Annotated in this window: 14 protein-coding genes; 8 read left to right on the plus strand and 6 right to left on the minus strand. The window is 54.7% G+C overall.

Annotation, left to right across the window (positions count from 1 at the left end; translation table 11 throughout):
• Window positions 1–945, minus strand: coding sequence for a TRAP transporter small permease subunit (locus RCCS2_RS13415; RefSeq protein ID WP_008235119.1), 945 nt, complete (start codon window positions 943–945; stop codon window positions 1–3).
• Window positions 946–1073: 128 nt separating this feature from the next.
• Window positions 1074–2156 (minus strand): TRAP transporter substrate-binding protein, encoded by a 1083-nt coding sequence (locus RCCS2_RS13420; RefSeq protein WP_008235121.1) that lies wholly within the window; start codon window positions 2154–2156, stop codon window positions 1074–1076.
• 246 nt (window positions 2157–2402) lie between these two features.
• Between RCCS2_RS13420 and RCCS2_RS13425 the strand changes: the two genes are divergently transcribed.
• Window positions 2403–3836 (plus strand): cache domain-containing protein, encoded by a 1434-nt coding sequence (locus RCCS2_RS13425; protein WP_050770827.1) that lies wholly within the window; start codon window positions 2403–2405, stop codon window positions 3834–3836.
• Window positions 3833–4465 (plus strand): response regulator transcription factor, encoded by a 633-nt coding sequence (locus RCCS2_RS13430; RefSeq protein ID WP_008235123.1) that lies wholly within the window; start codon window positions 3833–3835, stop codon window positions 4463–4465. Before RCCS2_RS13425 ends, RCCS2_RS13430 begins: the two co-directional genes overlap by 4 nt.
• On the opposite strand, the gene RCCS2_RS13435 is transcribed toward RCCS2_RS13430, so the two are convergent.
• Window positions 4462–4776, minus strand: coding sequence for a DUF1272 domain-containing protein (locus RCCS2_RS13435; RefSeq protein ID WP_008235125.1), 315 nt, complete (start codon window positions 4774–4776; stop codon window positions 4462–4464). The genes RCCS2_RS13430 and RCCS2_RS13435 overlap by 4 nt on opposite strands.
• A gap of 75 nt (window positions 4777–4851) precedes the next feature.
• The gene (locus tag RCCS2_RS13440; RefSeq protein ID WP_008235127.1) at window positions 4852–5964 is read right to left on the minus strand and encodes a LysM peptidoglycan-binding domain-containing protein; all 1113 of its coding nucleotides are present in this window, start codon (window positions 5962–5964) and stop codon (window positions 4852–4854) included.
• Window positions 5965–6451: 487 nt separating this feature from the next.
• Here RCCS2_RS13440 and yghU point away from each other — a divergent pair, with 487 nt between their 5' ends.
• A complete protein-coding gene (gene yghU, locus RCCS2_RS13445; protein WP_037294242.1) occupies window positions 6452–7318 on the plus strand; it encodes a glutathione-dependent disulfide-bond oxidoreductase in 867 nt (288 codons plus the stop codon).
• Between the two features lie 30 nt (window positions 7319–7348).
• Here yghU and RCCS2_RS13450 read toward each other — a convergent pair whose 3' ends face one another.
• On the minus strand, window positions 7349–8104 hold the full coding sequence (locus RCCS2_RS13450; protein WP_008235130.1) for a DUF3592 domain-containing protein: 756 nt from the start codon (window positions 8102–8104) through the stop codon (window positions 7349–7351).
• A gap of 325 nt (window positions 8105–8429) precedes the next feature.
• Between RCCS2_RS13450 and RCCS2_RS13455 the strand changes: the two genes are divergently transcribed.
• On the plus strand, window positions 8430–10184 hold the full coding sequence (locus RCCS2_RS13455; protein ID WP_008235132.1) for an acetolactate synthase 3 large subunit: 1755 nt from the start codon (window positions 8430–8432) through the stop codon (window positions 10182–10184).
• Between the two features lie 47 nt (window positions 10185–10231).
• Window positions 10232–10798, plus strand: a complete 567-nt coding sequence (gene ilvN, locus RCCS2_RS13460) for an acetolactate synthase small subunit (RefSeq protein ID WP_008235134.1) — start codon at window positions 10232–10234, stop codon at window positions 10796–10798.
• A 128-nt stretch (window positions 10799–10926) separates the two neighbouring features.
• Here ilvN and RCCS2_RS13465 read toward each other — a convergent pair whose 3' ends face one another.
• Window positions 10927–11169 (minus strand): hypothetical protein, encoded by a 243-nt coding sequence (locus RCCS2_RS13465; RefSeq protein WP_008235136.1) that lies wholly within the window; start codon window positions 11167–11169, stop codon window positions 10927–10929.
• Window positions 11170–11489: 320 nt separating this feature from the next.
• Here RCCS2_RS13465 and RCCS2_RS13470 point away from each other — a divergent pair, with 320 nt between their 5' ends.
• The 3 genes from RCCS2_RS13470 to RCCS2_RS13480 are packed head-to-tail and all read left to right on the plus strand — an operon-like array spanning window position 11490 to window position 13861.
• On the plus strand, window positions 11490–12653 hold the full coding sequence (locus tag RCCS2_RS13470) for an aromatic ring-hydroxylating oxygenase subunit alpha (protein WP_008235138.1): 1164 nt from the start codon (window positions 11490–11492) through the stop codon (window positions 12651–12653).
• The gene (locus RCCS2_RS13475; protein ID WP_008235140.1) at window positions 12650–12859 is read left to right on the plus strand and encodes a hypothetical protein; all 210 of its coding nucleotides are present in this window, start codon (window positions 12650–12652) and stop codon (window positions 12857–12859) included. The genes RCCS2_RS13470 and RCCS2_RS13475 overlap by 4 nt, the downstream gene beginning before the upstream one ends.
• 60 nt (window positions 12860–12919) lie before the next feature.
• The gene (locus tag RCCS2_RS13480; RefSeq protein ID WP_008235141.1) at window positions 12920–13861 is read left to right on the plus strand and encodes a nucleoside hydrolase; all 942 of its coding nucleotides are present in this window, start codon (window positions 12920–12922) and stop codon (window positions 13859–13861) included.

The raw sequence follows: 13861 nt of genomic DNA on the forward strand, positions 1-13861 counted from the left end.
TTAGTGAATATTTGCGGCAAGTTCGGCGGTTTCATCGCCAATCTTGTCTTTATCAAGGTTCTTGCCTTCGCTCTCAGGCCCTTCTTTCCACTCGAGGTAAGAGCGGTAAAAGAACGCGACCGCCTGTAGCAGGATCATCGCTGTAAAGATCACCAGCAACACCTTGAACAAGAAGTACGCATTAAAGCCATTGGGCGAAAAGCCAATCGTTTCGACGTTCCAGCGCAGCGCGCGGGACTGTGTCAGCAAACGATCCAAGGAACTAGAGGCCGATGGGTTTGGCACCACCAAGTGTCGCCACAAGAAGAACCATCCATAAAGCCACGTCAGGATCGCGGCAGGCACCATCAATACCATGGACCCGATCATGTCGATCACCCGCTTGGCGCGGTAGCTGATCGCGGAATAGACAAGGTCAACGCGGACGTGCCCGCCTTGGACAAAAGTGTAGGACGCGCAAAGTGTGACGATCATCGCGTTGTAGAACTTCAACTGCTCTGACCACCAGCTGACGTCATGGGTGACAGTCACACCAAAACCGATGCTGATCTCAGATACCGCAAACACGCGTTGCATAAAGATGATCACGATCTGTTGCAGCACCATCAAAAGGCCGGCCCAAGCGGCTGTGCGGCCGACAATGTTGGCAAACCCTTCAAGGCCGCGCACGCAGCCCCACATAAAGCGGTTGTTGATAAAGCCGATGATCGTGACGATCAGGAATATGGCGAAGACGACGAAGAAAAACTCGACCGAGGCACCGTAGTAGATGAAACGCATCAGCGCTTCTTTCTGTTCGGCTTCCATCGGGCCGTTGATGGATGGCAGCCAAGACAACCAAGAGCCGGGATTAAAGAGTGCGTAAAAGAAGTTGTAGAATGCGTCGATCAGGTTGCCAAAGAACCACCCTATCGCATTTCCACCCCATGCATCGCCGAAGCTCATGCCAATTCCCCCTCGTGGAAGTCGTTCTCGGACGCCCTTTGCATCCGTTGGTGTGAAGGCCCTTATGCATCAGCGCATCGGGCCTTCACTTTGATCTAGATCATGAAATCATGAAACGCCGCAGTGGCTTAGGCCATTACACGGTCGCGTTGCGCGCGATATGCACCTTCGGACTGCTGGATCCAAGAAGAGGATGCCGCCATGGATGCGTTATAGCTTGCACGAATACGATCATAGATGTCGTCGCCGTTGTACTGGTCAAGCGTTTCGCGTGCCGCCGTACCCATCGCATCCCAAACAGCATCGGGGAATTCCAGAACCTGAACACCACCGGCCTGCAAACGCTGCAGCGCTGCACCGTTGTTGTTCATGAACTGTGCAAGGTTCCACTGGTGTGCTTCGCCGGACGCAATCTCAACGATTTTCTGGTGCTCTGTGCTCAGGCTGTCCCAGACGTCAAGGTTGGTGGCCAGTGACAGGGCCGCACCCGGCTCGTGCATACCGGCGGTGTAGTAGAACTTGGTGATTTCCTGGAAACCAGCCTTTTCATCTGCCCATGGGCCGATCCACTCTGTGCCGTCAATCGCACCGGACGCCAGCGCCTGATACACTTCTGCACCTGGCAGGTTTTGTACGGATGCGCCCATGCGACCCAGCGCTTGACCACCAAGACCCGGCATGCGGAACTTCAGACCTTGGAAGTCTTCTGGACCTGCGATTTCCTTGGCAAACCAGCCACCGGCCTGTGGGCCTGTGTTACCGGCCAAGAATGACTTCAGACCAAAGATCGACCCCAGCTCATCGTGGAATGCCTGACCTTCGCCTTGGTAGTACCAGTTCGAAATTTCCTGTGGCGTCATGCCGAATGGCACGGATGTGAAGTAGGCATAGCCTGGGTGCTGACCAACAAAGTAGTAGTCTGCACCGTGGTACATGTCGGCCTGACCGGATGTGACCGCGTCAAACACTTCAAACGCACCGACAAGTTCGCCAGCGGCCTTCAGGTCAATTGTAAGCGATCCACCGGACAGGGCTGTGATTGTGTCAGCAGCGCGCTGTGCGGCGTCATGCACACCAGCAAGGCCACGGCCCCATGTTGTGACCAATGTCAGCGTGCGGTTGCCCTGTGCATATGCAGGTGCAGCCAGCGCTGTTGCGGCTGCCGCTGAGCCACCAAGTGCTGAATTCTTTAGAAATGAACGACGATCCATAAAGTTACCTCCCGGGTGTTACATCATTACGGGGACGCAAAGCGGCGCCCACAGATGGATTTCGTGTCGCGACACTAGCGCGACGTTATTTAAGGTGGAATACGTAGTACTGCGTATAAACGCCGCTTTTGTCACTTTTTCTAACCAATTCTGCCAAATGTTTAGGCGTTAACAGAAGTGACGATTACGTTAATCAGCGATTCTTGGCATTTGATTCGCAAGCGATTCTTGGCTAACGATCAGCGCATGATGGGCCTTTTTTCGCGCATGCGTGACATGATCAATATCAGCTACGGACAAAAGGTGTTCCTTCTGGCCACCCTGCCCTTGATCGGTGCTGTTTTTCTGATTGCGCTGGTTGTAAGCGCGCAATCACGCCAGTTGGCAGAACGCGAAATACAGGCGTTGGAAGCGCAGTTGATTGAAACCAAGCGCGCCGAACTGAAAAACTATTTGTCAATTGCCCGCACCGCCGTCGTGAACACCTATGGCCGTGCCGCCCCTGATGATGAAGAGGCGAAACTGGCCGTTAGCCGTGAACTGGCTGCGATGCTTTACGGGCAGGACGGCTATTTCTTTGTCTTCGATTATGAAGGCAATAACCTCGTCGCGCCCCGCCAGACCTACCTGATTGGCAAGAACTGGACTGGCCTCGAAGACCTCAACGGCACCCCCATAACCGATGAATTGATCCGCATCGCCCGGACAGGTGGCGGATATCACAGCTTTGACTGGCCCAAACCATCAACTGGCGCGACCGAGCGGATGATCGTCTATGTCAACGGCCTGCAAGACTGGCGTTGGGCCATTGGTACAGGTGTGTTCATTGATGACGTGCTGGAAAATGTCGCCGCTGCGCGGGCGGATGTCGAAACCCGTATCACGACCACCAGCTATTATATTGTTGGCATTGCTATTGCGGCTTTGATTGCTGTTTTCATGACAGGTATGTTCCTTAATCTGCGCGAACGGCGCTTGGCAGATGCCAAACTTAAACAACTGACCCAGCGCATCTTTGATACCCAAGAGGAAGAACGCGGACGTGTGGCGCGCGAATTGCATGACGGGATCAGCCAGATGCTGGTGGGCGTGCGCTATGCGTTGGAATTGACACGCCGCAAGGTTGGCGATGATGCAGGCATCCGCGACAGCCTGAACAAGGGGATCGATGGTCTGGGTTCCACCATCCAAGAGGTCCGCCGCATCAGCCGCGATTTGCGCCCCGGTGTGCTGGATGATCTGGGGCTTGGCCCTGCCTTGCAAGCGCTGACAGACGACTTTTCAACCCGGACCGGCATCGCGGTCGAATTCGAAACCGTCGTGTTCCGCAACCGGCTTGATCAGGAAGCACGGATTGCACTGTACCGCATCGCCCAAGAGGCGCTGACCAACATCGAACGCCACGCTGAGGCCGGGACAGTACAGGTCAGCCTGAAGGGGAACCGCAAGGGGGCGAACCTGCGGATCGTGGATGACGGCATTGGCATGACATGGCCGCAACAGGAACGACGGCCCAGTGCCGGTCTAGGTTTGCGCAATATGCAGGAACGTATCGAACAATTGGGTGGGACGCTGCGCATCCTGTCGGCGCGCACGGGAACAACCGGCACGGTCATTGAAGCCCAAGTGCCCCTGAGCCATATGCTGCGCCCACAAAACACAGCAAAGGAAAGCGCATGACGACCCGCGTTCTTATCGTAGATGATCACCCCATGGTCGCCGAAGGCATCCGATCTTTGCTGGAAAGCTATGATGATCTGGAAATCGTCGGCACCTTGGGCAATGGGCAGGATGCGGTGGATCAGGCCATCGCCCTGGGCCCCGACGTGATCTTGATGGATTTGAACATGCCCGGACTTTCAGGGCTGGCAGCGACCGAGATGATCCTGGAGAAACAACCAGACACCCGGATCGTGATCCTGTCGATGCATGACAGCCCTGAATATATCTCAACAGCGCTCAGCCATGGTGCGCGGGGCTATATCCTCAAGGATGTGCCTACCGAAGAAATTCACACGGCGATTGAAACTGTCATGGGGGGCGGGGAATATCTGTGCACTGGGGCGAAAGGATCGCTGCAACCCAAAATCAGCGATGGGCGCGAAACGCTGACCAGCCGCGAACAGACAATCCTGTTGGAATTGGCGCAAGGACAGTCGAACAAAGATGTTGCCAATACGCTCAATATCTCGGTCCGCACGGTCGAGACGCATCGCAAGAATATCAAACGCAAGCTGGGCATCAGTTCCACAGCCGGGCTGACACGCTATGCGCTGGAACACGGTGTTTTACAGGGAACAGGCATTTAGCGGTCTTTTGCGGCTACGTCTTTCAACAGTGCGGCCATGCGCTCCACCTGTTCAGTCGTCCAGCGTGAATAATGACGCTTCGTCGCCACTGGTTGATGGCCCAAACCCAGCTTTGGCGTGTCGTGATAGGCCGTTTTCGGCCGGATGGGGCGTGGCACAAAATTACCGCCACAAGTTGGGCAGACATCTTTCAGCACGTCGGCCACGCATTTCGCGCAATAGGTACATTCATAGGTACAGATGCGCGCATCATCCGCATCAGGCGGCAGATCTTTATCGCACCATTCGCAGTTTGGTCTAAGTTCGAGCATCGTGTTCCCCTTACAGACAAAAAAAGCCCCGCGCCTTGGGATACGCGGGGCCGTCCTCAGTCTAAGAGTGACTAATTAGTTTTCAACAGTCTCTTGAATGCTTTCGCGCACGATGTTGAACCATTCACCCGACAGGCGCAGTTCTTCAAGGCCCGCGTTGATAATCGGCAATGCCTCGTTTGCGAAGGCGTTATCCTTTGCGACAAAGATATGCGACGACACGGCACCGCTAAGCGGTTCAATTTTGGCAATCCGATCTGCAAAACCGGATTCGCGGATGTCTTCCTCGGCTGGCAAGGTGTCATAGGTCATCACGTCAACGTCGCCGCTGGCCAAAAGCTGGACGCAGTCCTGCTGCGATACCGGGGTCACATAGGTGATGTTTGGTGCTACCAGTCGTTCGGCCTCAAGATCAAAGGTAAACCATGCTTCGGGACGGCAAATGCGCGCACCAAACAGGTCTTCGTGGCTGGTTGCAGCCGCATATTGACTGTCCGCGAGGGTAAAGAAATCGACCAGAATTTCGTAGAACGGTTCTGAGTGGTTGAAATCCGTGCAGCGATAGGCGCTGGCCTCGGACAGGTTTTCAACCAGATCACAATTTGGCAGGAACCATGGGAACGCCATATCAACGGCACCGGTCGGCAACAGCGTTTCCAAGTGTGACCCCCAATCATTGATGAAGATCAAATTATAGGCTTGATCAGGGTTGCCCAGTTCCATCGACCGTTCCACCATCCGCGTGATCATACCACCGCCGGGCAGATCTTCGTCGGTGAACGGGGCATAGCCTGTGCCGGTTGTAATACGCAGCGGCCGGTCCGGCATCGCTGTTGTTGGCGCAGGGCCGGTCGAGGCCGCAGTGACGCGCGCGGTTGATGTGGGCAAAGACCCATCCGCACAGGGGATGACCAAGACCATATCAACTTCGAGTATGTTTGGGTTTTCCAGAACATTTGTATTGGCATCAAATAGCGTCTGAAATCCGCCACGCACACCTGCCGTTGTCGCAATTGTACTTAACCTGTCACCGCTTACGACCGTGTAGGTCGAACACTGCTCTTGTGCATGGGCCGTCTGTGGTGCGCCCAACATAAGGCCGGCGGTGGCGACTGTGGCTGCGGCAAAACAAGTGGATGACAGAGCGGTGCGCTTGGTCACGCGCGGATGCAGATTGAGTGTGGACATGGAGGATTCTCGCTCTTTAGGGTTTCGTTGTGCGCATCTATGCGTTGAAAAGCGGCGAAATGTTGACGGAAACTCGACCAATAATAACACGACAATTTTTCACGTTTGGGCGTACCTCAGGCAGAAAGCGCCGAAAAACCCAGTGTTTTATAGCTATTATTGTGAAATACTTATTAATAATTTCATAATGCAGACGGGAAAACCAGCACACAAAATTGCACGTACCACGATCATTAATTCGAATTCGTGAACAGTGTCGTGTCACGGTCGCTCTATTGCCACCCCAATCAGACAGTATATCGCTAAAACTTATAAACCACTTTTTCGGCGATAAAATCTGCCGCAAAATGCGTCCAATGCATCTATCGCGTGGCACCATCACCCACCCATGTGGAACATTTTTATTGCCGTTAAAGGATGCAGCCTTGCTCCTGCGACATTCCGACCCACATTGATCAGAAGTATACTCTAGCAGATCGGAAGAATGATGTCTGACACCCCCACCTATACTCCACCAAAAGTCTGGACCTGGGACGCCGAAAGTGGCGGTAAGTTTGCCAACATCAATCGGCCCATCGCAGGGCCAACCCATGACAAGGATTTACCAGTCGGCAAGCATCCGTTTCAGCTGCATTCACTCGCGACGCCCAATGGGGTGAAAGTGACCGTCATGCTGGAAGAATTGTTGGCCGCGGGCCATGCCGCTGAATACGACGCCTGGCTGATCAACATTCAGGAAGGTGACCAATTCAGCAGCGGCTTTGTTGACGTGAACCCAAATTCCAAGATCCCTGCCCTGTTTGACAAAGACACCGGCGTGCGGGTCTTTGAAAGCGGTGCGATCCTGCTGTATCTGGCCGAAAAATACGGGGCGTTCCTGCCAAAAAGCATGCCCGAGCGTACCGAAACGCTGAACTGGCTGTTCTGGTTGCAAGGCTCTGCCCCCTATCTTGGCGGCGGCTTTGGCCACTTTTATGCCTATGCGCCCGAGAAATTCGAATATCCCATCAACCGCTTCGCGATGGAGGCAAAGCGCCAGTTGGATGTGCTGAACCAGCGGCTTGAAGATTGCGAATATCTGGGTGGTGACGCATATTCGATCGCCGATATGGCCACTGCCCCGTGGTATGGCGCACTTGTCAAAGGTCAGGTCTATGAGGCGGCAGAGTTCCTTGATGTGGCATCTTATGAACACGTCAATCGCTGGGCTGATGCCGTGATGGACCGGCCCGCCTATCAACGGGGCAAAATGGTCAACCGCGCGTGGGGCGCGCCATCTGAACAACTGCGCGAACGGCATGACGCGGGGGATTTTAACACCCAGACATGGGACAAGATCGGCGATGAAAGCTAGCTTTCATAAGGTGCATCTTTTGTGGTGCGCCTACTTCGGATTTCTGGACAGCCGGAACATCGCAAAAATTGAAAAGGCAAGAACGATACTGAAGAATACGCACAACAGCATAATGCCAAATGGCATGTCGCTTCCGGGTAGAAAATACGAGTAAACCCCATAGATCATCGCCGCCAACATAAAAAGCATGCCACCGCCAAGACAGACATCCATCAGTAAAAAGGCACCGAATTGATCAAGCCTTTTGGACTTGCGGCCCAGTGTAAAGAACAAGACCTGCGTTAAGATATAACCAAGGATCGTCAGCATCACGACGAGCCCCAGATAAAGCCCAATTGACGCAAGTGAAATGACCTGCAACGGCCTGCCATCTTGATAAGCAACGGTGACCTTGGTCCCGATCACAGGTTCCGCACCGCTTCTGATATCGCCTTTCTGCGTGATTGCGCGCCCGGCGCTGTCAGTGAACCGCAGCATTGGGGTGTGCATCAAAGTACGCTCCGTGAAACCATCGCTGCCACGGGTTTCTTCCCACGCACTACTGACCCCTACAATTGTTGCTTCATACTTGGGTGAGACAACCATGCGATGGATTGACTGGGCACCAATAGCCACGAACATAAAAAACAGGGTGGACATCGTCACCAAGACAAATCCGAAAAACAGGTTTGTTCCGATCCCAATAGGCTTGCCATTCTTGGACCAACGACGGCTGACGCCAGCCATCAGCAGAACCCCGAAAAGGATGGATGCAAAAAAGAGGTAACCCATAGGCGTCACTGTCATGGCGCCTGCCTAACTGTTGCATCATCCAGATCAAGCCCCGATGCAAATAACAGATCATTGAAGACAGGCCCAAAATAGACCCCGGAAAGAAAGTTGCGAAAATCCGCTCTTTTGCGACATTTTCTCCATTACGGCTGTTGACCCCCCTTGAGCTGCGCACTAATGTCGCCGCATAAGAAGGAAACCTAATGACACACGTCGTACTCATTGTGAGAAAAGCGCGCATGGGCCGGTAACGGTAAGACCATAATGATCCCATGCGCCCCCGATACTTCGGGGGTTTTTTTATGACTACGGCAAAGATAGGCGATAGGACGCGAGACAAATGACAAAAGCCATGACGGGCGCAAAAATGGTCGTTCAGGCACTGATTGATCAGGGCGTGGACACAGTCTTTGGATACCCCGGTGGTGCCGTCCTACCGATCTATGACGAGATTTTTCAGCAAAACAGCATCAAGCATGTCTTGGTCCGCCACGAACAGGGGGCGGTGCATGCCGCCGAAGGTTATGCCCGCTCGACTGGGAAACCCGGTGTTGCTTTGGTGACCTCTGGCCCCGGTGCAACAAACGCTGTGACCGGGTTGACCGATGCGCTGATGGACAGCATTCCGATTGTCGTGCTGACCGGTCAGGTGCCGACTTTCATGATCGGATCAGATGCGTTTCAGGAATGCGATACGGTTGGCATCACACGCCCTTGCACCAAGCATAACTGGCTGGTGAAAGAGACTGATAAACTGTCGTCGGTCCTGCACGAAGCATTCCACATCGCCACATCCGGCCGCCCCGGCCCTGTGGTGATCGACATTCCCAAGGACGTGCAGTTCGCGACCGGCACATATACAGAGGCACGTCAGGTCGAGACCCATTATAACCCGCAAGTAAAGGGTGACATGGAGATGATCACCGAACTGGCGGCGGCAATGGAAAAAGCCAAGCGGCCTTTGTTCTATACGGGTGGCGGTGTCATCAATTCTGGCCCTGCCGCGTCGCAGTTGCTGCGCGAATTGGTGGCCGCAACAGGTTTCCCGATCACATCCACGCTGATGGGTCTGGGCTGTTATCCGGCGTCTGGCGACAACTGGCTGGGTATGCTGGGCATGCATGGTCTTTATGAGGCCAACATGGCGATGCACGACTGCGATCTGATGATCAACATCGGCGCGCGCTTTGACGATCGGATCACGGGGCGTCTGGATGCGTTCAGCCCCGGATCAACCAAGGCGCATATTGATATTGATGCGTCCTCCATCAACAAGGTGATCAAGGTCGATATTCCGATTTTGGGTGATGTCGCGCATGTGTTGGAAGACCTGCTGAACGTCTGGAAAGCCCGCGGGCGCAAGACCGACAAAGAGAACGTCCAGAAATGGTGGCACCAGATCAATGACTGGAAGAAGGTCGACTGCCTGGCGTTCGAGCAAAAGGGCAAGGTGATCAAACCGCAATACGCCCTGTCGCGTCTGGAAGAGCTGACCAAGAAACACGACCGGTACATTTGTACCGAAGTGGGCCAGCACCAGATGTGGGCGGCGCAATATCTGGGGTTCGAAGACCCGAACCGTTGGATGACATCCGGTGGTCTGGGCACCATGGGTTACGGTTTTCCGGCCTCTATCGGTGTGCAAATGGGGCATCCTGATGCGCTGGTGATCAACGTGGCCGGTGAAGCATCTTGGCTGATGAACATGCAGGAACTGGGCACGGCAATGCAATACGGCCTGCCCGTCAAACAGTTCATCCTGAACAATGAACGGCTGGGCATGGTACGCCAGTGGCAGGAACTGTTGCATGGGGAACGCTATTCCAGCAGCTGGTCGGAATCGCTGCCTGATTTCGTGAAACTGGCCGAGGCGTTTGGCGCAAAGGGTATTATCTGTGACGATCCAGACAATTTGGACGATGCGATCATGGAAATGCTGACCCACGACGGCCCCGTCCTGTTCGATTGTCTGGTGGAAAAGCACGAAAACTGCTTCCCGATGATCCCATCGGGCAAACCACATAACGAAATGCTGCTGGGTGAGAATGCGGATGTGGCGAATGCGATCAAGTCCGATGGTGCGGTGATGGTCTAACGACTACCCCGCTGACCTGATTTAGTTACAAGATAAAGGGACATCACATGTCACCGCTCAAAATCAAAAAAGGCGCGACCAGCCACTCCGCCTATGATCTACGCCCCAACTTTTCTGACAAAGAAGAGCGCCATACACTTGCCGTTCTGGTCGAAAACGAACCGGGCGTGCTGTCGCGCGTCATCGGCCTTTTCGCTGGCCGTGGGTACAACATCGACAGCCTGACCGTGGCAGAGGTGGATCATCTGGGCCACCGTTCGCGCATCACGATTGTCACATCTGGTACGCCGCAGATTATCGTTCAGATCAAGGCGCAACTGGGCCGCATCGTGGATGTGCATAAGGTCAACGACCTGACCGTCGAAGGGCCGTCCGTGGAACGTGAACTGGCGCTGTTCAAAGTCACAGGCACAGGCAATGATCGCATTGAAGCGATCCGTCTGGCCGATATTTTTAGGGCAAGTGTGGTCGATAGCACCTTGGAATCATTTGTTTTTGAGATCACAGGCACACCCGAAAAAATTGATGCTTTCGCAGAACTCATGCGGCCCTTGGGGCTGGAAGAGATTGCGCGCACGGGTGTCGCGGCACTGTCGCGCGGCGCTGTCGCCTAGTACAAAATGCCCGCCCAAAGGGAGGTTTGAGCGCGCATTTCGCAATCCCCCGCGCCCGATTGGGGCGTGACGCGAGGGACGCAGTGGGTGACCCGGATCAGCGGCTGATCTGGGCCACGCGCCACTTATTAGGCCGGCAGCAGGCCAGCTTCTGTTGCAACTGCGATTTCGTCCGCATCCAACAGGCCATCGCCGGATGTATCGAGAACTGTGAAGTCATCCTCGGACATCTCAGGCATTACGGCCTGAAGCTCTGGATAGCTGTACATGCCGTCGCCGTTGATATCGATCGCGGCGTCTTGGGCAAAGCTGGGAACAGCCAGCGCGGAAAGTACTGCAATTGGTGCGATCAGCTTAAGTGTACGAGTCATTTTTTTTCTCCTATTAGGACATGAAGAAGACATTTTTGCCTTCACCGAAACAATTGGACGTCCTCATGCGATCTTTCCATAGCTCCCCCGCAAAGAGAAGTTTTGCGGCGTTCTTGCGCCAAATTTTGCGTCAGTGATGCGCAAAAGCACGCTGAGATTTCCCACCGCCGTCCTAACTGGCAAATGTGGGCCGAGGACCTTGGCGTCAAGTGGCAAACTTTGGCCCATTGCGGGTTTTTGATGTCGCTGTGAGAAAAGTCGCCGTCGCGCCCAGACGGCATCAAGATAGACCGATCTGCCATGATTTTCCTACCAAGAGGATGTATATCATGGCCAAAGACATTCCCGCGCAGACCCTTGATGCAGTGCGTCAGCCGATCGAGACCGCAAACGGGCTGCCAAACGCGCATTATATCAGCCCTGATGTGTTTGCCGTCGAAAAGCAGGCGGTGCTTTGTGCCAACTGGGCGGGCCTTGCCGTGGCTGCCGATGTGCCCGAACCCGGCGATGCCAAACCGATAGAATTTCTTGGCATGCCATTGCTACTGGTCCGCGACCGCCAAGGGCGGGTGCGTGTATTTCAGAATATTTGCCGCCATCGCGGCATGATCCTTGTATCCGAGCCAAAGAAAATCGAAGGCGCGATCCGCTGCCCTTATCATTCGTGGTGTTATTCCACCGATGGCAAACTGGTCAGCACACCCCATGTCGGCGGTCCCGGTCATAATACCCATGACGCTATCGACAAATCCCTGCTAGGCTTGATCGAGGTGCGCAGCCATATCTGGTTCGACACCGTGTTCATCAATATCGACGGCAACGCAGACCCTTTTGAGGAGGTCCACGCCGATCTGATTGCCCGGTGGTCTGATTTTGATCAGCCGATGTATCATGGCGGTGCTGACAGTACCTTTGTCCTGCCTGTCAAAACCAACTGGAAGCTGGCGGTCGAAAACTATTGCGAAAGCTATCACCTGCCTTGGGTGCACCCCGGCCTTAACAGCTATTCCCGGTTAGAGGATCACTATAACATTGATGAAAAGGGCAAGTTTTCGGGTCAGGGCACCTATGTCTATCGCCAGTTAAAGGGTGACGATGGTGCGGTGTTCCCCGATTTTGCTGACCTCGATGACAAATGGGCAGAAGGCGGTGAATATATCACCGTCTACCCCAATGTGCTTGTCGGCGTGCAGCGCGATCATGCCTTTGTCATTGTGCTGGAACCCGTCAGCTTTGAAGAAACACGCGAACATATTCACCTTTATTATGCGACCCCTCAGACAGACGATGCTTTACGCGCCAAGAATACTGTCCAATGGCGCGGGATTTTCGAAGAAGACCTCTTTGTTGTCGAAGGCATGCAAAAGGGCCGCTATGCACCCGGTTTCGACGGCGGTCGTTTCAGTCCCGCGATGGACGGGCCGACCCACTGTTTTCATGACTGGGTGGCTGGCAAGATCGCGGATCACGTCGCGCGCGCATGATGATGCTTCACGACCGCCTGCTTGACGCGCATGCATGCGATGACAAGACCGCGTTAATCGCCCTTTATACCGAAGCGGCCGACAGCACTGGTGATATCAACGCCGCCTGCTTCTACCTTACTCACGCCTATATCTTCGCGCTTGAGCTGGGTGATCCAGCATCGGTGCCACTTTATCGGCGACTAAAGGCACAAGGTCGCGTCTGACCCCTTGCCCCTGCCCGCCCTTCGGCCCACGTTGGGGTCAAGCAAGACAGGACAAAAAGCATGGCCCCCCGCAAGATCATCATCGACACTGACCCCGGCCAAGATGACGCGGTCGCGATCCTGCTTGCCCTTGCCTCGCCCGAAGATATTGACGTGTTGGGGATTACGGCGGTCGCGGGCAATGTCCCGCTCCCCCTGACCGAAAAGAACGCGCGGATTGTGTGTGAACTGGCACGCAAGCCCGACACACGCGTGTTTGCAGGCTGCGATACCCCGATGAAACGCAAGCTGGTCACAGCAGAACACGTGCATGGCAAGACCGGTCTTGATGGTCCGCAAATGGCCGACCCGACGATGCCATTGCAAGACCAGCACGCGGTCGATTTCATTATTGAGACATTGCGCCACGAACCCAGCGGCACCGTCACGCTGTGCCCCATTGGCCCACTAACCAATATCGCAACGGCGTTTGAGCGCGCACCGGATATCATCAACCGTGTGCAAGAGATTGTTCTGATGGGCGGCGCTTACTTTGAGGTGGGCAATATCACCCCGACCGCAGAATTTAACATCTATGTGGACCCAGAGGCGGCCAAGATCGTCTTTGGCGCAGGTGCCCCGCTGGTGGTGATGCCTTTGGATGTCACACACAAGGCCTTGACGACACATAACCGCATTGACGCCTTCCGGTCCATGCACACCAAAGTGGGCGACATGGTCGCCGCCTGGACCGATTTTTTCGAACGCTTCGATATGGAGAAATACGGATCAGAGGGTGCGCCGCTGCACGACCCCTGCACCATTGCCTATCTGATTGAACCGCAACTGTTCGAAGGCCGTCACATCAACGTGGAAATTGAGACCGAGGCCGAACTGACCCTTGGCATGACCGTCGCGGATTGGTGGCGTGTGACGGACCGTCCGGCCAATGCGATGTTCATGAAAGATATCGACGCGTCTGGGTTCTATGCGCTGCTTGCAGCACGACTGGCGCGGCTGTGA

Source organism: Roseobacter sp. CCS2 (genome assembly GCF_000169435.1).
In the GTDB taxonomy this organism is placed as follows: Bacteria; Pseudomonadota; Alphaproteobacteria; order Rhodobacterales; family Rhodobacteraceae; genus Yoonia.

Excerpts from the sequence above, each read along its gene's own strand:
- RCCS2_RS13415 (WP_008235119.1), bottom strand. The coding sequence starts at position 945 with ATGAGCTTCGGCGATGCATGGGGTGGAAATGCGATAGGGTGGTTCTTT.
- RCCS2_RS13420 (WP_008235121.1), bottom strand. The coding sequence starts at position 2,156 with ATGGATCGTCGTTCATTTCTAAAGAATTCAGCACTTGGTGGCTCAGCG.
- RCCS2_RS13425 (WP_050770827.1), top strand. The coding sequence starts at position 2,403 with ATGATGGGCCTTTTTTCGCGCATGCGTGACATGATCAATATCAGCTAC.
- RCCS2_RS13430 (WP_008235123.1), top strand. The coding sequence starts at position 3,833 with ATGACGACCCGCGTTCTTATCGTAGATGATCACCCCATGGTCGCCGAA.
- RCCS2_RS13435 (WP_008235125.1), bottom strand. The coding sequence starts at position 4,776 with ATGCTCGAACTTAGACCAAACTGCGAATGGTGCGATAAAGATCTGCCG.
- RCCS2_RS13440 (WP_008235127.1), bottom strand. The coding sequence starts at position 5,964 with ATGTCCACACTCAATCTGCATCCGCGCGTGACCAAGCGCACCGCTCTG.
- yghU (WP_037294242.1), top strand. The coding sequence starts at position 6,452 with ATGTCTGACACCCCCACCTATACTCCACCAAAAGTCTGGACCTGGGAC.
- RCCS2_RS13450 (WP_008235130.1), bottom strand. The coding sequence starts at position 8,104 with ATGACAGTGACGCCTATGGGTTACCTCTTTTTTGCATCCATCCTTTTC.
- RCCS2_RS13455 (WP_008235132.1), top strand. The coding sequence starts at position 8,430 with ATGACAAAAGCCATGACGGGCGCAAAAATGGTCGTTCAGGCACTGATT.
- ilvN (WP_008235134.1), top strand. The coding sequence starts at position 10,232 with ATGTCACCGCTCAAAATCAAAAAAGGCGCGACCAGCCACTCCGCCTAT.
- RCCS2_RS13465 (WP_008235136.1), bottom strand. The coding sequence starts at position 11,169 with ATGACTCGTACACTTAAGCTGATCGCACCAATTGCAGTACTTTCCGCG.
- RCCS2_RS13470 (WP_008235138.1), top strand. The coding sequence starts at position 11,490 with ATGTATATCATGGCCAAAGACATTCCCGCGCAGACCCTTGATGCAGTG.
- RCCS2_RS13475 (WP_008235140.1), top strand. The coding sequence starts at position 12,650 with ATGATGATGCTTCACGACCGCCTGCTTGACGCGCATGCATGCGATGAC.
- RCCS2_RS13480 (WP_008235141.1), top strand. The coding sequence starts at position 12,920 with ATGGCCCCCCGCAAGATCATCATCGACACTGACCCCGGCCAAGATGAC.